This is a genomic window from Cupriavidus sp. C1SS-2L (assembly GCF_057073735.1).
The window spans coordinates 1724263-1743430 of the sequence record NZ_CP172708.1 but is presented as its reverse complement, the minus strand read 5'-3'; the positions used below and the strand labels follow the sequence as shown (position 1 = coordinate 1743430).

At 65.6% G+C, this 19168-nt stretch carries 17 protein-coding genes; 6 read left to right on the top strand and 11 right to left on the bottom strand.

All coding sequences use genetic code 11. The features are described from left to right. Positions 1-89: 89 nt before the first annotated feature. The 4 genes from ACIGJG_RS08185 to ACIGJG_RS08170 all read right to left on the bottom strand — a co-directional run bounded on the left by ACIGJG_RS08185 (position 90) and on the right by ACIGJG_RS08170 (position 3823). Positions 90-920, bottom strand: coding sequence for an intradiol ring-cleavage dioxygenase (locus tag ACIGJG_RS08185; RefSeq protein WP_011297751.1), 831 nt, complete (start codon positions 918-920; stop codon positions 90-92). A gap of 17 nt (positions 921-937) precedes the next feature. Next, positions 938-1528: a malonic semialdehyde reductase gene (locus ACIGJG_RS08180; RefSeq protein ID WP_011297750.1), complete on the bottom strand. Its 591-nt coding sequence runs from the start codon at positions 1526-1528 to the stop codon at positions 938-940. A 62-nt stretch (positions 1529-1590) separates the two neighbouring features. Beyond that, a complete protein-coding gene (gene tcpA, locus ACIGJG_RS08175) occupies positions 1591-3144 on the bottom strand; it encodes a 3,5,6-trichloro-2-pyridinol monooxygenase TcpA (RefSeq protein WP_011297749.1) in 1554 nt (517 codons plus the stop codon). A 118-nt stretch (positions 3145-3262) separates the two neighbouring features. After that, a complete protein-coding gene (locus ACIGJG_RS08170; RefSeq protein WP_011297748.1) occupies positions 3263-3823 on the bottom strand; it encodes a flavin reductase in 561 nt (186 codons plus the stop codon). A gap of 150 nt (positions 3824-3973) precedes the next feature. Here ACIGJG_RS08170 and ACIGJG_RS08165 point away from each other — a divergent pair, with 150 nt between their 5' ends. The 3 genes from ACIGJG_RS08165 to ACIGJG_RS08155 all read left to right on the top strand — a co-directional run bounded on the left by ACIGJG_RS08165 (position 3974) and on the right by ACIGJG_RS08155 (position 7457). Then, positions 3974-4945 carry a LysR family transcriptional regulator gene (locus ACIGJG_RS08165; RefSeq protein WP_011297747.1) on the top strand — a complete coding sequence of 324 codons (972 nt, stop codon included), beginning with the start codon at positions 3974-3976 and terminating at the stop codon, positions 4943-4945. 91 nt (positions 4946-5036) lie between these two features. Then, on the top strand, positions 5037-5873 hold the full coding sequence (locus ACIGJG_RS08160) for an FAD synthetase family protein (protein WP_140950066.1): 837 nt from the start codon (positions 5037-5039) through the stop codon (positions 5871-5873). A gap of 279 nt (positions 5874-6152) precedes the next feature. Then, a complete protein-coding gene (locus tag ACIGJG_RS08155; RefSeq protein WP_011297745.1) occupies positions 6153-7457 on the top strand; it encodes an Nramp family divalent metal transporter in 1305 nt (434 codons plus the stop codon). A gap of 59 nt (positions 7458-7516) precedes the next feature. Here the strand turns inward: ACIGJG_RS08155 and pdxR are convergent, their stop codons facing one another. Next, complete coding sequence (pdxR, locus tag ACIGJG_RS08150; protein ID WP_483673005.1) at positions 7517-9034, bottom strand: MocR-like pyridoxine biosynthesis transcription factor PdxR; 1518 nt, start codon at positions 9032-9034, stop codon at positions 7517-7519. Between the two features lie 188 nt (positions 9035-9222). Between pdxR and ACIGJG_RS08145 the strand changes: the two genes are divergently transcribed. The 3 genes from ACIGJG_RS08145 to ACIGJG_RS08135 all read left to right on the top strand — a co-directional run bounded on the left by ACIGJG_RS08145 (position 9223) and on the right by ACIGJG_RS08135 (position 11359). After that, the gene (locus ACIGJG_RS08145; RefSeq protein ID WP_011297743.1) at positions 9223-9975 is read left to right on the top strand and encodes an SDR family oxidoreductase; all 753 of its coding nucleotides are present in this window, start codon (positions 9223-9225) and stop codon (positions 9973-9975) included. Positions 9976-9986: 11 nt separating this feature from the next. Next, positions 9987-10391 carry a cupin domain-containing protein gene (locus tag ACIGJG_RS08140; RefSeq protein WP_220631585.1) on the top strand — a complete coding sequence of 135 codons (405 nt, stop codon included), beginning with the start codon at positions 9987-9989 and terminating at the stop codon, positions 10389-10391. A gap of 170 nt (positions 10392-10561) precedes the next feature. Next, a complete protein-coding gene (locus ACIGJG_RS08135) occupies positions 10562-11359 on the top strand; it encodes an SDR family NAD(P)-dependent oxidoreductase (protein WP_011297741.1) in 798 nt (265 codons plus the stop codon). 63 nt (positions 11360-11422) lie between these two features. Here ACIGJG_RS08135 and ACIGJG_RS08130 read toward each other — a convergent pair whose 3' ends face one another. The 6 genes from ACIGJG_RS08130 to ACIGJG_RS08105 all read right to left on the bottom strand — a co-directional run bounded on the left by ACIGJG_RS08130 (position 11423) and on the right by ACIGJG_RS08105 (position 19168). After that, positions 11423-12499, bottom strand: a complete 1077-nt coding sequence (locus ACIGJG_RS08130; RefSeq protein ID WP_483673004.1) for a 3-ketosteroid-9-alpha-monooxygenase, oxygenase component — start codon at positions 12497-12499, stop codon at positions 11423-11425. 59 nt (positions 12500-12558) lie between these two features. Next, positions 12559-13797 carry an NADH:flavin oxidoreductase gene (locus ACIGJG_RS08125; protein ID WP_483673062.1) on the bottom strand — a complete coding sequence of 413 codons (1239 nt, stop codon included), beginning with the start codon at positions 13795-13797 and terminating at the stop codon, positions 12559-12561. A 186-nt stretch (positions 13798-13983) separates the two neighbouring features. Next, positions 13984-16416 (bottom strand): efflux RND transporter permease subunit, encoded by a 2433-nt coding sequence (locus tag ACIGJG_RS08120; RefSeq protein WP_483673003.1) that lies wholly within the window; start codon positions 16414-16416, stop codon positions 13984-13986. Positions 16417-16449: 33 nt separating this feature from the next. After that, on the bottom strand, positions 16450-17424 hold the full coding sequence (locus tag ACIGJG_RS08115) for a WD40/YVTN/BNR-like repeat-containing protein (RefSeq protein WP_220631581.1): 975 nt from the start codon (positions 17422-17424) through the stop codon (positions 16450-16452). 69 nt (positions 17425-17493) lie between these two features. Then, the gene (locus tag ACIGJG_RS08110; protein WP_483673002.1) at positions 17494-18699 is read right to left on the bottom strand and encodes an acetyl-CoA C-acyltransferase; all 1206 of its coding nucleotides are present in this window, start codon (positions 18697-18699) and stop codon (positions 17494-17496) included. A 13-nt stretch (positions 18700-18712) separates the two neighbouring features. Further along, on the bottom strand, positions 18713-19168 hold the full coding sequence (locus tag ACIGJG_RS08105; RefSeq protein ID WP_011297735.1) for a MaoC family dehydratase: 456 nt from the start codon (positions 19166-19168) through the stop codon (positions 18713-18715).

The following is a 19168-nucleotide window of genomic DNA, read 5'->3' as shown; positions in this document are numbered from 1 at the left end:
CCGAAAGACCGCGTGGAACACCGGGCCGGCTGGCGCGGTGCGTGGTTGCCGCCGCGCCGCCCGCAAGGGCAGCGCGGCGCTTTCCGGTGCTAGAGGGTTGGATTGAGCACGAAATCGAAGTCGAGCCGGTAAGTGCCGTCCGTCTGGCGCACCCAGTCGCCGATCAGCGACGTGCGCACGCCGAACACGGCATCGGAGTCGAGATACTTGTCGCCGCGCCGGAACACGTGCGTGACCAGCGTCTCATAGCCAGGCGCCTTGATCATGAAGTGCAGGTGCGCGGGCCGCCACGGATGGCGGCCGGTGGCGCGAAGCAATTCGCCAACCGGGCCATCGTCAGGAATCGGATAGGCCTGCGCGACGATGGTGCGGAAATGGAAGCGGCCATCCTCTCCCGACTTCAGCACGCCGCGGCCCTGGGCGACTTCGAGCCCTTCGTACTGCACGTCATAGTGGCCATCAGCATCCGCCTGCCAGGTTTCCACCACGGCACCGGCAACCGGCCGGCCGTCTACGCCGGTGACGCGCCCATAGACCATGCAGGGCTCGCCTTTGGCGCCGTTGGCCACATCGGCGCCATGTGCGTAGTGCGGTGCGCCTTCGACGTGGAAGGGACCGAACACGGTGGGCTCGGTGCAGCCTTCCGGCTTCTCCTGGTTCATGGCCACGGTCAGCATCGACAGGCCGAGCACGTCGCTGAGCAGGATGAACTCCTGGCGCTTGTCGTCGCACATCTGGCCCGTGGCGGTCAGGTAGTCGATGCCCTGCTTCCATTCGGCCTCGGTCAGCCTGACCTCGCGCGCGAAGTCGTGCAGGTGCCGCACCAGGCTGGTCATGATCTGCTTCGTGCGCGCATTGGGCGTATCGGCCAGGCGCGCAATGACGGCCTTGGTCAGGTTATGCTGGTCATACTCTTGCATCACTGGACTCCCGGCCGCTAGGCAAGTTGGCAGGCCTGCTCGAACGACAGGCGTGGACTGCGGGCGAACACTTTTTCCGGGTCGCCGTGACCAAGGCCGCAGATGAAATTCGAGCGGATGCTGGTGCCGGCGAAGAAGGCCTGATCGATGGCCTGGTTGTTGAAGCCGGACATGGGGCCGCAATCGAGACCCAGCGCGCGCGCAGCGGCGATAAGATAGCCGCCTTGCAGCGTGCCGTTTCGAAACGCGGTGGTGTTGGCGAAATCCACCTTCTCGTCGCCCTCGAACCATGCCTTGACTGCGGGGTTGTGCGGGAACAGATCCGGCAGCTGCTCGTAGAAGCGCGTGTCGTAGCCGACGATCGCGACGACCGGCGCCGCCATGGTCTTTTCGACGTTGCCGGGGGCCAGTGCCGGACGCAGCTTTTCCCTGCCCTCCTCCGTGCGCACGAACACCAGCCGGGCTGGCGAGCAGTTGACCGAGGTCGGGCCAAATTTCATCAGGTCATACAGTTCCCGCAGCTTGCTGTCAGGCACCGGCGTGGGCAGCCAGCCATTCTGGCTGCGTGCACCGCGGAAGATCTTGTCAAGCAGTTCATTGGTTTGCATCATTCACTCCTTGCATGTTTCGGGTGTTCCGGCCAGACGACGCTGGCCGGAGGTTGAGGCGGTCACACAGTCATCGTGCCGCTCAGGGCAAGCTTTTCCTGATGACGCGCGGAATCCAGAGCCTGGGCGTAGCCGGCCGTGGCCTTGTATTCGCTGTCGTGGCCCTCGGTCAGTTCGATGCCGCAGACCTTGCGCGCCAGCGTGCCGTAGGGACCAGCAGCGGAAAACTCGGCGCGTTGCATAGTCAGCATGCGGATGGCCTGCAGCGGCGTGCCGTTGAAGTTCTCGAAGACGAACAGGCGGTTGCCCCAGTCGGTCAAGAACAGGTCGCGGATCACACGGCCGATCTTCACGCGGTCATGCGGCTGGCCCACAGGACCATTGTTCATGCGTTCGAACCAGCCGTTGAGGGCCTCGTCGTTCCATTGGTCTTCGCTCGCGAAGATCAGCGCACTGCGCCCGGAGAGATCGACCAGCTCGTAGATCATCTGCGAGAAGTTTTCGAGGTAAAGCGCCCGGCCGAAGTCGTAGATCAGGATGTTCGGCTTGTAGGCCCCGCCCGGCGTATGGAAGCCCAGTTCCTCGCTCGCGACGATGTGCGCGAGCATGGCCTGGTGGAAGCCGATCAGCTTGGCCACGCGCGTCTGCACCGCGGGGATCTTGTTGGTGCCGATATGCTCGGTGATCAGGATCGCCAGGCCAGCCATCAGCTCGGCGCGCACCGACTGGCGAATCAGCGCGTGATAGTGCAGCCAGTCGAACACACGCTGCGGGTAGAGCTTGGCGTGTTCCGGATTGCCCAAATGGAACACGTGCGACCACGGGATGAAAACGTTGTCGAATACCGTCATGCCGTCCAGCTCATCGCCCTGCGAGGCCAGAGGGTGTTCGATGGGATCTTCCTTGACCACGCTCTCGCGGCAGACGATGGTCACGCCCGGGGTGTTGACCGGCGTGGCCGCGAAGATGATCTGGTCGCCCGGGATACCGGGGCGGAAGAACACCCCGATATGAATCCAGTCGGCAAACGCCACGCCAGTGCCGATAGCCTTGACCCCTGACACGACGATGCCCTTGTCGTTCTTCTCGATCACGCGCAGCCCCGGCGAACGCTGCTGGGCATCGGGGTTGGAGCGATCCATCTGCGGATCGACGAACTGCGGCGCGCAGTTCAGGTCGTGCTTCTTGGCGAAATTGACGAAGTCGACGATGTTCTTCGCCTTCACCTTGCCTTCGGCGCCGATGGTCTGCGTTTCCCACGGCGACGGATCGTCGATATAGGTCTGCAGCACGTAGTTGTTGACGTCCGGCGTGCGCGGGAACGACGCGCCGGCCATCTCGCGCATGATCGTCTCGTGATACTTGCGTTTGCGGCGCAGCTGTTCCTTGTCGTAGTGGCCGAACCACTGCATGGTGCGGCGCTCGCCATCCTTGTCGACGAAGGTCATTACGTCCTGCAGGTCGGGACGATGGTGCAGGTCGTAGAAGTCGGCGTGACGCTGCGCGTAGTCCCGCGTCTTGGGGTGCGTCGCGACGTTGTCGATCTTCTCGTTGCCGACCCATACGTTGCGGCCGTCGTTCAGCGATTCCAGGTACTGCTTGCCAGTGCGAATCATCGCCAGGTCTCCTTGGTGGTTTTCGGGGTGTGACAGTCCCTGCCCTGGAGAAGGGCATATGGACACGGATACGAAATCGGGTTCTCGCCTGGCGCGGGCCAGGCCGCTTCAAGTCGCGCTAGGCGGCGACTGGCTGCGTGGTGGCGTAGCTGCGGCGGCAGTAGACCAGCGGCGTGTCGTTGCTGCTTTCCGCGCCCGAGCTGCCGAGCACCTGCGCGACGAAGACGCTGTGCGTGCCGATCTCGAGCTGGTCAACGACCTTGCAGTCGAGCGCGACCATGGCGGACTTGCTGTATGGCGCGCCGGTGCCGAACACACCCCAGCTGTCACCGTCGAAGCGCTGCGCCATCGGCACCGCGCCGGCACCGGCGAACAGCTGGGACACCGCGGTCTGGCTGGCGTGCAGCCAGTTGATGCTGACGACGCCGTTGGACTTGATCACGCTGTTTGCGGCGCTGCGGCGATTGATGCAGAACAGCACGGTGGGCGGCGAATCGCTCACGGAACAAACAGCCGAGCACGTGACGCCAGCGCGGCCTCCGGCGCCGTCGGTGGCGATGACGGTCACGGCGGTGACTGCACGCGACAAGGCGTCGCGGAAGCGCGTGGCGTCGATGGCGTCGATGGCGGCGTCGGTAATGCGGCTCGCGCCGGCTTCGATGAAGACTGCGGACGACATGGCGATCTCCTCCTTGTTGGGGGCCTTCTTCGTTGCCCTGCGACAGGGCTTGAATGAAGCTTTGTCTCTGGAAACCTGCTTTCTGATCTGTGTCAGCTGTGTGAAACTAGACTACAGCCGAGCCGGCCCGTTTGCTAATTACCTCGCATCATGGACACTATTCCCCAGCGTCATGAAGACGAACTCAGCCTGAATCAACTGCTGGTGCTGGATGTACTGCTGAGCGAGCGCAGCCTCACCAAGGCGGCGCGCGTGCTCAACCTGACGCAGCCTGCTTTGAGCAAGACGTTGGCGCGTCTGCGCCAGTATTTCGGTGACCCGCTGTTCGTCCGCGTCGGCCTGCGCATGGAGCCGACCCCCAAGGCACTGGAGCTTGCTGATCCGGTGCGGGGCATTCTCCAGAGCGTGCGCGCGCTGCGTTCGGACCATGTCGGCTTCGATCCGCGCACCAGCCAGCGCAGCTTCAGCTTCTTCCTGCTCGATGCCGGCGCCTCGCAGATGCTGCCACCGCTGCTGAGCCGGCTGGCGGAAGAAGCACCGGGCATCCTGGTGCAGGCGGTCAACGCCGATGCCACGCATCTCGACATCTGGCTGGAGAACGGCCTTGTCGACCTGGCCATCGGTTCGTTCCCGGGCCTCACGCAGAGCATCCGCCGGCAGTTGCTATGGCACGAAACCTACGGCGCGGTCGTGCGCAAAGACCATCCGCGGCTCGCTCAACTGGGAGACCTGGATGCCTTCGTCGCCGAGAAGCATGTGCTGGTATCCGCGGTCGGTACGGGCCACCAGCACCTGAGCATCGAGCGCGCCATCGAGGCCGCAGTGCCGCACACCAACATCATCTGCCGCGTGCCCAGCTTCGCCACCGCGGGCCTGATCGCCAAGCATTCGGACGCCGTGGCGGTCCTGCCGCTAACGCTGGCACGCGCGCTTTGCAAGGATCTCGACCTGACGGTTGTCATGCCACCGCTGACGCTGCCCGGCATGGACATCGCCCAACACTGGCACGACCGCGTGCACCGCGAGCCCGGCAACCAGTGGATCCGTGCGCTCGTACACAGGCTGTTCGCCCGGCACGATGCCGTGGCGGGCGCGGCTGCCGGGGCGAACATGGAAGGATGAGCGCCGGTTATAGACACCATGACGGCAAAGGATTGGCGTCCTGCGCCATCGCCTCCTAGCATGCGGTGCATGACAAGAGGAGGAGAGCATCATGCAGGTAACAAGGCAAGCAGGCCCGCTGCGTCTGGCGGCATCCGTCGTTTCGATCGGCACTTTCGATGGTGTACATCGCGGGCACCGTGCCGTGCTGGCGGCGCTACGCGCCAGCGGGCGGGCGCTTGGTCTGCCGACCGTATTGCTGACCTTCGATCCGCATCCGCGGGCCTTCCTGCAGCCGCAGAGTGCGCCGCGCATGATTTCCACGGTCGATGACCGCATCGCGCTGCTGGCCGAAAGCGGCGCCGTCGACCACTGCCTGGTGCTGCCGTTCGACCGTGCGCTCAGCGAAGCCAGTGCGGATGACTTCGTTCGTGGCTTGTTGCTCGCGCGTCTGGGGATGCGGCGGCTGGTAGTCGGCGCGAATTTCCGCTGCGGCCGGGGACGCCAGGGCGATATCGATTACCTGGGCCAGCTCGGCAAATCGCACCGCTATGACGTCGAGTCCGTAGCGTTGCATGCCACCAACGCAACCGGAATGGATGTGCGCTGTTCATCCACGGAAGCCCGCCGCCTGATTCAGAGCGGCGACGTGCGTGCTGCGGCCGCGTTGCTCGAACGCCCGCATGAAATTCATGCCATGGTAGTCGCCAAGGCGCCTGCGAGAGCCAGCGGCGCGGCGGAGATCTGTCTCCCGCACGGCATCTGCGTGCCGCCTGTGGGGCAATACGCTGGCGCGGTGCGCACTCGGACGGGTGGGCCGCAGTGGCGCCCTGCACTTGTGCAACTGGGGGATGCGGACGGCATGGCATGCGTGTTCAGCGACACGCAGTTCGCGCCGACGCCCGGCAGCGCGGTGTCGGTGCGTTTTTTCAACTCGGCGGAGGCTTAGGCCTCGAAGCTGCGCCTGTTTGTTGTCCGCAAGAAATTGCCTTCGAGCGGTACTCCCACCGGGGCACCGCTGTTTCGCAGGCGTAGGCTGGCGTAGGCGGCAAGTCACTTTTGGCCCCATTCGTCCCCAATTGCCGCGCGAAACTCGACGGCGCCCCCGAAATTCCGAGTTCGTCTGACATCCCCCGAGGACCGGCATTGCTAGAGTGGCTCCGGACTGGCACGGTTATTCAGCACGGGTCCATGCACAGTTTTGAAATGGATCTTCCGGGAGCCCATCATGGACGAGAGCGAGACCGGTTCCCCCGTCGCCGATACCAGTACCGACACCGACGCCAACGTGCCCTGGTACAAGCTCATGGGGCCTGGCCTGATCACCGGCGCCGCTGATGACGACCCCAGTGGCATCGTCACCTACGCGCAGGCTGGTGCCCAGTTCGGCAACGGGCTGCTGTGGAGTGTGCTGCTGACGCTGCCGCTGATGATCGCCATCCAGCTCGTATGTGCGAGACTTGGCCGCATTTCCGGCCGGGGGATCGTTGCGAACATTCGCCGCCACCAGTCACGGCCGCTCGCCTACGCCTTTGTGGTCTTGCTGGTCGTGGCCAATACGCTGAACGTCGGCGCCGACCTGGCTGCCATGGGCGATGCCCTGGCTCTGGTCCTCGGCGGCGCGCGCTGGATCTATACGCTGGCCCTCGCGGCGGGATCTCTGCTCTTGCAGCTGTTCATGCCTTACCGTCGGTATGCGGCCTATCTGAAATGGCTCAGTCTTTCACTGCTGGTGTATATCGCGGCCATGTTCCTGCTCAAGATCGACTGGCACGCCGCGGCCCTGGCGATGGTGTGGCCCCGGATCGAGTTCTCCAGCGCCTATCTGCTCATGGTGGTGGCGGTACTCGGCACGACCATCAGCCCCTACCTGTTCGTATGGCAAGCCGCCGCCGAGGTCGAAGAGCTCGACATCGACCGTACCGCCTTGCCGCTTCACGCTGCGCCCGAGCAGGCCAGGATGAATTTCAGGCGCATCAACGTGGACACGGTGACGGGCATGGTGGTGTCTGCGGTCATCGCCCTTTGCATCATGCTCACAACGTCATATGCGTTGCACAACTCAGGCATCCTGGACATCGACAGTTCGGCCGCCGCCGCCAAGGCGCTGGAGCCGGTCGCGGGGAAGTGGGCGCTGCTGCTGTTCAGCGCGGGCATTATCGGCACAGGCCTCATGGCCGTGCCGGTCCTGGCCGGTTCCGTGGGCTATGCGGTAGCCGAGGCGATGCGATGGAGACGCAGCCTTGAAGAAAAGCCGCTTTCCGCCAGGAACTTTTATGCGGTCATCGGCATCACCATGGTCATCGGCACGGCGCTGTGCTGGCTGCCCATCGAGCCCGCAAAGATGCTCGTCTGGAGCGCCGTCCTGAACGGCATAGCCGCTGCGCCGGCCATGGTCATGCTTCAGCTGATGTCGCGACACAAAGCCGTGGTGGGCGAATTCCGGACGCCGGGCTGGGTCCACTCGCTGGCGTGGCTCGCCACGGCAACGATGTGGATTTCGCTGCTGGTGACAATCGTGTTTGCCCTGTGAGCAAGCTGGGGCCTCATGGCGCCGGGCAGATTGACGGACTTGTCCAGTTTCGTGCGGGCTTAACCGGTCAGGCAACCGTATAGCGTTCGCGCGAGACGCAATGCCTCTCTCGCATCGGTTACGTTGGCGAAGCCCATGACCAGGCCACGCGGGGTGCGCCGCGTGCGTCCGTTCGCATACCAGATCGACAGTGGCACCACCGCGAGCCCCGCGTCGCGTGCGCGCGCGGCAACGGCCACGTCGTCGACGGGACCATCGGGACCTTCGGCAAACTGGACCGCGAACTGGATGCCGCCGTGCGGCAGCTCCACAAGCATGCGCTCGCCGAACGCCTGCTCCAGCGCATGCGCAATCAGCGTGCGGCGCTGCCCGTACAACGCACGCATCCGCTTTACGTGGCGCGCAAAATGTCCTTGTTCGATGAAGTCCGCCACGGCCGCCTGCAATAGCGTCGGCGAGCCGGCATTCATGCTGCAGGCCACGCGCTCCACGCGTTCGACCGCACGCTCCGGCACCACGGCATACGCGAGCCGTAGTCCCGGAAACATCACCTTGCTGAACGTGCCGCAATAGATCACGCGATCGTCCTTGTCGAGGCTTTTCAATGCCGGCAGTGGCCGGCCCACATAGCGGAATTCGCTGTCGTAGTCGTCTTCAATGATCCAGCTTGACCCTTTCGCCGCCCAGTCGAGGAGCGCCATGCGCCTGGCGAGCGACAATGTGTATCCGAGCGGCGCCTGGTGCGATGGCGTCACCAGTGCGAAACGCGCGAGCGGATCCAGCGCGATGCCGCGGTCGACATCGATCCCTTCGCTGTCGATCGGCACCGGTACGAGATTGACGCCGACTTCGGCCAGAAAGCCGCGTGCGAGCAGGTAGCCGGGGTCTTCGAACCACATGCGGTCATTGGGACTCGCGAGACTGCGCAAGACAAGTTCGAGCGTCGCGCGGTAGCCAGCGGTGATGAATACCTGCTCCGGCACGCACGCCACGCCCCGCGACAAGCCCAGATAGGTGGCAATGTGCTCGCGCAGCGCGCGGTAACCAACCGGATCCGGATAGGCCAGCATCGCGCGCTCACCGCTGCGCGCGCAACGCGAGACGAGCCGGTTCCACAGCTTGCGCGGGAACGCGTCCAGCGCCGGCAGCCCGGGTTGCAAGAGCTTCGGCTCCCCGCTCATCGCCACGGCGATCGCCAGTTGACGCGTTGCCGGCTGACGACCGCGCAACGCATGGGACGATTTCGTCGCGCCCTGCTCCCTGGCGGGCGGCTGCTCCCGATCCCCGCCACGTGCCGGGCGCGTCACCGATGCCGGCAACGACGCTGAGACGAACGTCCCCGCCGCACCGCGCATCTGCAGGTAGCCCTCGTCGACCAGGACGGTATAGGCCATTTCAACCGTGCCGCGTGCCGTATTCAGCTGCAAGGCAAGCCCCCGAAGCGCGGGCACGCGATCACCGGGACGCAGGTGCCCTGCTGCGATGGCCGTCCTGAAGCGCTCGCAAATCTGCAGATAGATCGGCGAGCGGTCCTGGCGGTCGATTTCGATGGCCAATGCGGAGGTCCGTGCAGTCATGATGGGTTCGCGGGCAATGTGAACAGGCTGGACTTGGCCTAGTCATTTCGATAATTCTTGGCCCTTATCCATAGGGCATGATTGTTCCACAATGGTCTCACACGATGCGACGAAGGCCACGCACCCGAATGGATGCCCCCGGCAGCCGCACCGCGCACTCCCTTACTCTCTCATCTGGAGAATCTGCCATGAAGATCGTTGTAATCGGTGGTTCCGGCCTGATCGGCTCCCAAGTTGTCGCGCTGCTCGCCAAGGCTGGCCACACCGCAATCGCGGCCTCTCCAAGTACCGGCGTCAACAGCGTGACGGGCGAAGGATTGGCCCAGGCATTCGAGGGCGCGGACGTCGTCGTGGATGTGGCGAACGCACCATCGTGGGAACCGCAGGCCGTACTCGATTTCTTCCGCACTTCCGCACGCAATCTCGGCAAGGCCGAAGTGGCCGCGGGCGTGCGCCATCACGTTGCGCTGTCCATCGTCGGTACCGACCGCATGCCGGGCAATGCATATTTTGCGGCCAAGGTCGCACAGGAAGAGGCGATTGAAGCGGCCGGCGTGCCATACACGATCGTCCGCGCCACCCAGTTCATGGAGTTCCTGGGCGGTATCGCGGATTTCGGTACGGACGGTGGCACCGTGCGCATCGGCGACGGACTGTTTCAACCGATTGCTTCACAAGACGTCGCGGCAATCCTTGCGCAGGTGGCGCTGGAAGCACCGCGCAACGGCACCATCGAGATTGCCGGCCCGGACCGCGCCCCCTTCGCCGAGATCGTTGCGCGCTATCTGAAGTCGACGGGCGATGCCCGCCCGGTGGTGACGGACCGCGAAGCCCTCTACTACGGCGGCCAGGTCGAGGAAATGTCGCTCGTACCGCTCGGCGACGCGCGGCTCGGCCGCATCAGCCTCGAACAGTGGCTCTCGCAAGCGAACAAGCAATGAGGAGTCAAGCCATGAAAGCAATCGTCTCTTTTGCGGCAGCGCTGATGCTACCGTGCCTGATGGCGGCGCAGCCGGCAATGGCCGCACCGGAAGCGAAGGTCACGCCCCTGCGGACAGAACCGTTGCCCGAGTACCCTGGCAAGGAAGTCGAGATGATCGTCGTGGACTATCCGCCGGGCGCGGTGGACCCGGTGCATCGACATGATGCGCACGCCTTTGTCTACGTGCTCGAGGGCAATATCATCATGGGCGTCAAGGGTGGCAAGGAGGTGACGCTCAAGCCCGGCGACACCTTCCACGAAGGCACCAATGACATCCATACCGTCGGGCGCAACGCCAGTTCCACACAGCCGGCCAAATTTGTCGTGCTGCTGATCAAGAACAAGGGCGCACCGATCCTGACTCCGGTGAAGTAGGCTTGCAGAACCCGGCAATTCAGGCGCGTCGGACGGCAGATGCCGGGGCCGGCGCGCCTGCTTTAGTCTGTTTGGACTATGTCACCTTGGACGTGAGCAGAAACAATGCGTATGGCAGCCGCGCCTGTTTCGGCTGTGACGCTAACCAAGACATCCGGGAGAGACAACAAGTGACGACCCAACATCCTGCCGCCAGCGAGTTTCGCGTGGCCCTGAATAGCCCGGCCAGCAGTGTCGTGATTACCGGCGGCGCCTCCGGCATTGGCGAGGCTTGCGCGGAGGCCCTGGCCGCTGTCGGGCGGCCTGTAGCGATCTGGGATATCCAGGAGGACAAGGCGCGAGCCGTCGCGGCGACGCTGGCCGAACGCTATGACGTACCCGCTTTCGGGCTCGGCATTGACCTGCGGGTACCCGCAGGGCTCGAAGATGCGCTGGCCCGCACCCGCGCCGCCCTGCCGGCGCTCGGCGGCATGGTGCATGCCGCCGGCGTGGTGGACCAGAGCGGTATCGAGGGCCTGACGCAGGCTCGCTGGGATGCCGTGCTCGATGTCAATCTGCGCGCTATGCCGCTGCTGGTGCAGGCCATGCTGGCCGACTTGCGCCAGCAACCGGGCGCCGCCGTTGTCGCCATCGCATCGATCAATGCGACATTGGGCAATGGATTGATTCCGGCTTATTCGGCTTCCAAGGGCGGCTTGCTCTCACTGGTGCGTTCCCTTGCCGACAGCCTGGGCCAGGACGGGATCCGCATTAATGCCGTCTCTCCGGGACAGATCCACACGCCGATGCTCCAGCCTGCCATCGACGCCCTGCCGCCTGGCACCTTTGAGCGCCGCATCCAGTTGGGCCGCCTTGGCACGCCCGCAGAGATCGGACGCGTAGTCCGTTTCCTGCTGTCTGACGAAGCCAGCTATGTCACCGGCACCGAACTGGTTGTCGACGGCGGCAATATTCCTTCGCAACGCTAAGCGGAAAAAAGCGAAATGCGCCTTCGCGCATTTCGTCTCCCTCCTGGCCACCAGCTTCAGGCCTCAAGCCTCGAACACGTGCCCCAGCGTTGGCAGTTCGATGCCGCCAGGATTCAGCTCGAACACCCGTCGCGCCACGCTGGCGGGGCGCACCTGTTCCACATCGGTGTAGAACTGCTGGTACCAGTCACGCATCTGGTAGATGGGGCCGTCGCCCTCGCACAGCAGCGGATTGTCGATGCGGATCTTGCTATCCCAGATCGCCACATCCTCGTAGAAGGCCTCACGTGCCTGCTCTACATAGGCTTGCGCCACGGCGCGGTTCTGCTCGTCCGACAGGCCCGGTATCTTCTTGACCAGCACACCGTAGCGCAGCTCGAAGCTGTTCAGGTCGATCGGCACATGGCAGTTGAGCAGGATCGAGTGGATCTCCTGGTCGCCCATCTTTCCCGTCATCTCGGTGATGTGGTACGCCGGGCCGAAATACGTCGAGTGCGCGGTCAGCCGCGAGTCACCCGACAGCCGGGCGCTGCGCCCGATCATCAGCTGCGTGGCCTTGTGGTGTTCGAACAGGTTGGCGAAGTAATCCACCGGAGCGCCGTGCACGGTGCCGAAATGCGCCATGTCGGAGATATTGTCGACGAGCTCGCGGCAGTTGGTGCCGATCAGCATCTTGTCCATGGCCCAGTCCGACCAGTCCGCCGCAAAGCAGGCGTCGATGCGCGGAATGGCGACCTCCCGCGGCGCCGGACGGCCTTCCGGATCGTGCCAGACGAACAGCAGCCGGTTCTGCTCGCTAGTCTCCCAGCTGCCGATGCGGGCCTTGGGCGGCACGCGCTTGCAGTACGGAATCGACTTGCAACCGCCGTCGCCGCCCCATTGCCAGCCGTGGAACGGGCAGACCAGGTTGTCGCCCTGCACGGTGCCGGTGCTGAGGTCGGCCCCCATATGCGGGCAATAGCTGTCGACGATGCGGATAGCGCCCGTCGAGTCTGCAAACGCCGCCAGGCGCTTGCCGAAGATGTTCAGCGTATGCGGCTTGCCGTCGCGATAATCATCGGCCAGTCCCAGGCAGTGCCAGCCTCGCGCGTAGCGGGCCTCGAGCGGGCGCGTTTCGATCTTGTAGCCGGTAGTTGTCATGGCGTCAGTCTCCTTGGATCTCTGTGGATGCTTCACGATACGAGGCGCGCGCACGCCGCTCATCGTCCCATCAGACTAGGCTCTGTGTGCGCCTTCACGGACTTCAGGACCTGGATCGGCTTCAACGCCGCCGGGATGCCGGTGAGCGCGGGATCGTTCGCCGGGCCGTGCACGCAGCACACGCCCGCCGGGTCGTAGATCTTTGCCACGCAGCCATTGCAGCTGTCGCACGCCGAACGCGCGGCCACGCCGTTACGCCAGTGCTCGACCAGCGCCGGATCGTGGATCAGCGCGCGCGCCAGCGCGATGCAGTCGAAGCCTTCGCCGAGCAATGCATCCACGTTCTGCAGCGATTTCACGCCGCCGATATAGGCCAGCGGCATTTGCACCGCCTGCCGCACCACGCGCGACGCCTCGAGGAAATACAGTTCCCGGAATGTCAGGTCGCGCGGCGTGCGCTTCTCCAGCATGGTGATGCCGAAGCGGGCCATTGCGTTCGGCGCTGCAGCCTTCATCTGCGCGGTCGGCATCGGGCTGCCGAACAGCGCCCACGGGCTTTCGACATTGCGTCCGCCGCTGAGGGTCAGCAGGTCGGCGCCCTCCGCTTCCAGGATGCGCGCGGTGATTGCGGAGTCGGCAGCGTCATTGCCGCCGGGCACGCCGTCGGTCACGCTGAGCTTGCAGCAGACCGCCATCTCGGCACCGACTGCATCCTTTACCTGGCGCAGCACCATCGCCGGGAAGCGCGTGCGGTTTTCCACGCTGCCGCCAAACATGTCGCGACGCCGGTTGCTTAGCGGCGACAGAAACTGGTTAAGCAGGTAGCCATGGCCCATATGGATTTCCACGGCGTCGAAGCCGGCCTCGCGCGCGAGCCGCGCCGCCTGTGCGAACTGCGCGGCGCGGCGCGACATGTCCGCCTGGCTCATGGCGCGCTGGAAATACACGCCGTGCATCATGCCGAAGGCATTGAGCCCCGTCGACGCGCTGCCCGGCGCACGGCTGCCGCCGTGGCGCATGGTGGTGAACGAGCCGGCATGGGTAATCTGCAGACAGGCCGCAGCGCCCTCGCGGTGCACGGCATCGGTCAGTACGCGCAAATGCGGCACCTGCTCCGCGCGCATGCTGAGCTGGTGCGCGAAGGTCAAGCCGTCATCGGCCACGGCGGCATAGGCGACCGTGGTCATGCCTACGCCACCTGCGGCCAGGTCGGCGTGATGCTTGACCAGCGCCTGCGTCGGCAGGCCTTCGGGTGTCATGCCCTCGTTTGCGCCAGCCTTGATAAAGCGGTTGCGCAGCGTCAGCGGGCCGATGCGAACCGGTGCGAATGCCGCTGCGCCGGCGGATTGCGGAGCCTCCATGCTGTCCCTCCCTGGGTCTTTTGCTTTTGGTAATGACTCATATGAACCGATGGTCTTCTGCTCTGCCCGTTCGTGGGACAGCGCAGAAGACCATCGACATGCGGATTGGCTATCGTGCCGGCGTCATGCCGTATCGGACTTCAGCCCGCGTGCCGGACGTACCCGTTCGTCGTGCACGGCACTCCCCGCCGCCACCCGGGCGCGCTCCTCCTCTTCCACGCCAAGCCATGACGCCAGCGCCGGCAGCAGCGATACCGCACCGAACAGGTTCACCAGGAACATGAACGCCAGCAGGATGCCCATGTCCGCCTGAAATTTGAGTGCGGCAAACGCCCACGTGCCCACCCCGATGCACATCGTCAGCGCCGTGAACAGCGCGGCCGAGCCGCGCTGGCGCATGGCTTCCGCAAAGGCCTGCGGCAGATTCTGGCCTTCTTCGCGGATCTGGTGCTGGATGCGCTCGTACAGGTAGATGCCGTAGTCCACGCCAACGCCCACGCCGAGCGTGATCACCGGCAGCGTGGAAACCTTCAGGCCGATGCCAAGGCGCGCCATCAGAGCATTGCACAGCACCGACACCAGCGTCAGCGGCACGATGATGCACAGCACCGCGCGCCACGAGCGGAACGTCAGCAGGCACAGCAATGTGATGGCGCCGAAGATCGACAGCAGCATCGCCACCTCGGCCTCTTCTACCGCCTCGTTGGTGGCCGCCATCACGCCGATATTGCCGCCGGCGAGGCGGAACGCCACGTTCGCTGTCTTGTCTTCGGCCGTAAAGCGGCGGATCTCGCGGATGATGTGGGCAATGGTGGCGCCTTCATGGTTGGCCGTGTAGATCAACACCTGGATGGCCTGGCAGTTCGGCGTGTTCATGCCGTTGTCCGGGTCGAAGGCCTTGGCGCCCTGGCTCAGGCCGTCGCTGCTGCGCGGCAGTGCCTCCCAGCGCGGATTGCCCTCGTTGTAGGCGCCGACTACCACCTTGGCCAGCGACGACACGCTCACCACCGACTGCACGCCTGACACGCCGCGCATATGCATCTCGAAGCGTTCGACCGCGCTCATCACCGGGTAATGCAGGCAGCCGTCGTCAAAGCCGGCCGGCTCCACCACCACCGTCAGCGCGTCCGAGCCAATGTTGTACTGGCTGACCACGCTGGCGCTGTCGTGGTTGTAGCGCGAGTCGGCGCGCAGTTCGGGCGCACCGCTGCCCACGTCGCCGATCTTCAGGCCGCGCGATTCGATCGCGCCGACCGCCAGCAGCGCCAGCGCGGCGACAAACACGCCAAGCGCCGGTGCCGGTCGCGCCAGCGCACCGAACTTCTGCCACAGCCGGCCGCCGCCCTGTGCACGGCGCGCCTGCGCCGCTGCCAGCGCCGATGGCTCCAGCCGCGTGTACGACAGCAGGATCGGCAGGAACACCTTGTTGGTCACGATCATCAGCAGCACGCCCAGGCAGGCGGTGATGCCAAGCTCGCGCACGATATCGATCTCGATGCGCATGATAACCATGAAGCCGAGCGCATTGGTCAGCAGCGCCACCGTGCCCGGGATAAACAGCTTGCGGAACGCGGCGCTGGCGCTGTCCAGCGCGCTGTGGCCCAGCACCACCTCCTGCTTCCACGCGTTGGTCATCTGCACCGCGTGCGACACGCCGATCGAGAAGATCAGGAACGGCACCAGGATCGACATCGGGTCGATGCCATAGCCCAGCAGCGGCAGCAGACCGAGCAGCCAGCCCACCGGCAGCAGCGCCACCACCAGCGCCAGCAGCGTTGTACGCAGCGAGCGGGTATAGAGCCACAGCAGCAGCGCCGTCACGGCAAAAGCCAACGCGAAGAAGCCCATTACGCCGGCAATGCCCTCTTCCACGTCGCCGACCAGCTTGGCGAAGCCCACGACATTCACGTCGACATCGGTGCCACCGAACTCGGCCCGGATCTTCTCGAGCTGGCGCGCGACCGCGCCGTAGTCGATAGTCTTGCCGGTGGCCGGATCGGTCTCGCGCAGTTCCGCGCGGATCAGCGCGGACTTGAGGTCATTGCTGACCAGCCGGCCGATCTGCCCGGAGCGCGCCACGTTGCGGCGCACCTTGTCGAGCTCGGCGGGCGTGCCCGAAAAGCGCCCGGGCACCACCACGTCGCCTCGGAAGCCGGCCTCGGTGACTTCCGTGAAGCGCACGTTCGGCGTGAACAGCGAGAACACGCGTGAGCGGTCCACGCCGGGGATGAAGAACACCTCGTCGGTGGCGCGGCGCAGCTTGTCCATGAAGGCCGCGTTATAGATGTCGCCGTCGCCCTTCCAGCGCAGGCTCACGAGCACCGTGTTGGCGCCCGAGAACGTGCTCGCGTACTTGGTGAACACCTGCATGTACGGGTGCTGCAACGGGATCATCTTGTTGAACCCGGGATCGAGCCGCAGCCGCGTGGCGGAGAAGCCCAGTGCCACCGTAATGGCCAGGCACACGGTCAGCAGCAGGCGGCGCCTACGCATCAGCACGCTGGCGCAGGCGTCGACGAAACGGCCCAGGCGGCCGGGGGATTGGGGGCGGTTCATGATCGTTCTCGCAATCGTTCAGGCGGGTGGGAGTCAGCGGACAGCGGGGAGTGTCAGGTCCGCAATGCCGCTGTTGCCGCCCAGCGCCAGCGTGTCCTTGCCCGTCGGGGCAAGCGCGGCCAGGGTCTGCGGGCTGCCGGCGGGCAATGCAGCGAAGTGACGCCCGCCGTCGGCGGACATCACCAGGCTGCCACCTTGCCCGGCCAGCACGATGCGGCCATCAGGCAGCATCACGCCGCCGAAGAAGGAGGTCTTCAGGCCTGTCTCTGCGACCTGCCAGGTGGTACCGAAGTCTTCACTGCGCAGCACGTTGCCGCGCATGCCAAACGCCAGCCAGGCGCCATCGCGAAGTGACAGCGCGCCGTACAGCGATCCTTCATAGGGCGCCTTGACGGCTTCCCAGTGCTCGCCGCCGTCGGCCGAGCGCAGCACCAGCCCGGCTTCGCCGACCAGCATCAGGCGGCCTTGCGCATCGCCCGAAATGCCGTTCAGGTGGCGATCCTTCATCGCCTCCGGCATGCCCTTCGCGGCGCCATCTTCCCAATGCTTGCCGAGATCGCGCGAGACCAGGAAGCGGCCGAAGCTGCCAACCGCAAACCACGTCCCGCCAGCCTGCGCCCACGCGCCGAGCAGCGGATCGGACGACTCCGCGTCGAACGCGGCCTGCTGCCAATGCTCGCCACCGTCTTCGGTGCGCAGGATCCAGCCACTGTGGCCCACCGCCATGCCATGGCGGCTGTCGGCAAAGGCGACCTGCGTCAGCGTGGCGCCCTGCGGCTGGTCCACGGTTGCGCCGCGCCAGCTGCGGCCCTGGTCATCGCTGAACAGGATCTTGCCGCGCTCGCCCACGGCCACCAGCCGCTCGCCGGCGCGCGCCATGCCGTTTACCTGCAGGCCGTCCGGACGCAGCACCGTCGCCGGGAACGGCGGCAGCGGACGCGGCGCAAAGGCCCATACCGCGGTCGCCAGTACCGCCAGCGACATGGCGATGCCGATCAGTCGTTTCATGATGTCTCCTCCGTATGGAGCCATGGCGGGCGGCCTCGTGGCGGGCCGCTTCCATGCCAGGATTGCTGCTCAGGGCAGTACGTCGAACAGCGCCGCGGCACCCATGCCGCCGCCGATGCACATGGTCACCACCGCTTGCCGCACACCGCGGCGGCGGCCCTCGATCAGCGCGTGCGCGGTCATGCGCGCACCCGACATGCCGAACGGGTGGCCGACCGAGATCGCCCCGCCGCTGACGTTCAGGCGCGCATCGGCAATGCCGAGCTTCTGCTGGCAATACAGCACCTGCGACGCAAACGCCTCGTTCAGCTCCCACAAGCCCACGTCGGCCACCGTCATGCCGTGGCGCTCCAGCAGCTTCGGCACGGCGAACACCGGGCCGATGCCCATCTCGTCGGGCGCGCAGCCCGCCACGGCCATGCCGCGGTAGCGGCCCAGCGGGCGCAGGCCGCGACGTTGTGCCTCTTTGGCGCTCATCAGCAGTACGGCGGCCGCGCCATCGGAAAGCTGCGACGCATTGCCCGCGGTGATGTATTCGCCTTGAGCGATCGCCTGTCCGCCGCTCCAGACCGGCTTCAGTGCGGCGAGGCTTTCGGCGGTGGTGTCAGGCCGGTTGCATTCGTCGCGCTCCAGCCGCACGGTCTCGTGCCCGGTCAGCACGCCGCTCTTGTCGAACAGCGCGCGGCGCGTTTCCAGCGGCACGATCTCGTCGTCAAAGGCGCCGCGGCGTTGTGCCTCGGCCGTGCGCTGCTGGCTGCGCCAGGCGTAGGCGTCCTGCTCGGCGCGGCTGATGCCGTAACGGCGCGCGACCACTTCGGCGGTCTCGATCATCGCCATATAGGCGGCGGGCTGGTGCGCCAGTACGGCTTCGGATTGGGCGCGGAAGGCGTTCTTGTGCTTGTTCTGCGTGAGCGAGATGGATTCCACGCCGCCGGCGACAAGGATGTCGGCCTCGCCGCACTGGATCGCACGCGCCGCCGCGGCAATGGTCATCAGGCCGGAGCCGCACATGCGGTCCAAGGTCATGCCGGGCACGCTGTCCGGCAGGCCCCCCGCCACCGCGCAAAGACGGCCCAGGTTATAGCCCTGGGTGCCCTGCTGCGCAGCCGCGCCGATCAGTACGTCTTCCACCTCGGCCGGGTCCACGCCCGCGCGCTCGACCACCGCACGCACCACATGACCGCCCAGCACGGGGGCTTCGGTGTCGTTGAAGGCGCCGCGGAAGGCCTTGCCGATCGGCGTGCGCGCGACGGCGACGATGACTGCTTCATTCATGCTCGATTCCTTCTCAGAAGTAGTAGCGGCTGATGGTCTCGGCCACGCAGGCCGGCTTGTCCTCGCCCTCGATTTCCACGGTCATGCGCACCACCGACTGCACGCCGCCCGGCAGGGTCTCTGCCCGCACCAGGTCACCCACGCCACGTACCCGGGCGCCCACGCGCACCGGCGCCGGAAAGCGCACCTTGTCGCAGCCGTAGTTGACGCCCCATTTCATGCCCTCGACCGTGATCAGTTCCGGCAGGAACTGGTTGACCAGGGCCAGCGTCAGGTAACCATGCGCGATGCACGCACCGTACGGCCCCTGGGCAGCACGCTCGGGATCGACGTGCAGCCACTGGTGGTCGCCGGTGGCATCGGCGAACTGGCCGACCTGCGCCTGGGTGATCCGCGTCCAGGCGCTTTCGCCGAGGCGCTGGCCGACGGCGTCGTGGATGTCCTGCGCGGAACGGAAGACTCGTGACAT

Bases quoted from the DNA above. Each gene is read 5' to 3' on its own strand.
- ACIGJG_RS08185 (WP_011297751.1), bottom strand. From the start codon at position 920: ATGCAAGAGTATGACCAGCATAACCTGACCAAGGCCGTCATTGCGCGC.
- ACIGJG_RS08160 (WP_140950066.1), top strand. From the start codon at position 5,037: ATGCAGGTAACAAGGCAAGCAGGCCCGCTGCGTCTGGCGGCATCCGTC.
- ACIGJG_RS08105 (WP_011297735.1), bottom strand. From the start codon at position 19,168: ATGTCACGAGTCTTCCGTTCCGCGCAGGACATCCACGACGCCGTCGGC.
- ACIGJG_RS08145 (WP_011297743.1), top strand. From the start codon at position 9,223: ATGAAGATCGTTGTAATCGGTGGTTCCGGCCTGATCGGCTCCCAAGTT.
- pdxR (WP_483673005.1), bottom strand. From the start codon at position 9,034: ATGACTGCACGGACCTCCGCATTGGCCATCGAAATCGACCGCCAGGAC.
- ACIGJG_RS08140 (WP_220631585.1), top strand. From the start codon at position 9,987: ATGAAAGCAATCGTCTCTTTTGCGGCAGCGCTGATGCTACCGTGCCTG.
- ACIGJG_RS08155 (WP_011297745.1), top strand. From the start codon at position 6,153: ATGGACGAGAGCGAGACCGGTTCCCCCGTCGCCGATACCAGTACCGAC.
- ACIGJG_RS08120 (WP_483673003.1), bottom strand. From the start codon at position 16,416: ATGAACCGCCCCCAATCCCCCGGCCGCCTGGGCCGTTTCGTCGACGCC.
- tcpA (WP_011297749.1), bottom strand. From the start codon at position 3,144: ATGATTCGCACTGGCAAGCAGTACCTGGAATCGCTGAACGACGGCCGC.
- ACIGJG_RS08110 (WP_483673002.1), bottom strand. From the start codon at position 18,699: ATGAATGAAGCAGTCATCGTCGCCGTCGCGCGCACGCCGATCGGCAAG.
- ACIGJG_RS08170 (WP_011297748.1), bottom strand. From the start codon at position 3,823: ATGTCGTCCGCAGTCTTCATCGAAGCCGGCGCGAGCCGCATTACCGAC.
- ACIGJG_RS08115 (WP_220631581.1), bottom strand. From the start codon at position 17,424: ATGAAACGACTGATCGGCATCGCCATGTCGCTGGCGGTACTGGCGACC.
- ACIGJG_RS08180 (WP_011297750.1), bottom strand. From the start codon at position 1,528: ATGCAAACCAATGAACTGCTTGACAAGATCTTCCGCGGTGCACGCAGC.
- ACIGJG_RS08130 (WP_483673004.1), bottom strand. From the start codon at position 12,499: ATGACAACTACCGGCTACAAGATCGAAACGCGCCCGCTCGAGGCCCGC.
- ACIGJG_RS08165 (WP_011297747.1), top strand. From the start codon at position 3,974: ATGGACACTATTCCCCAGCGTCATGAAGACGAACTCAGCCTGAATCAA.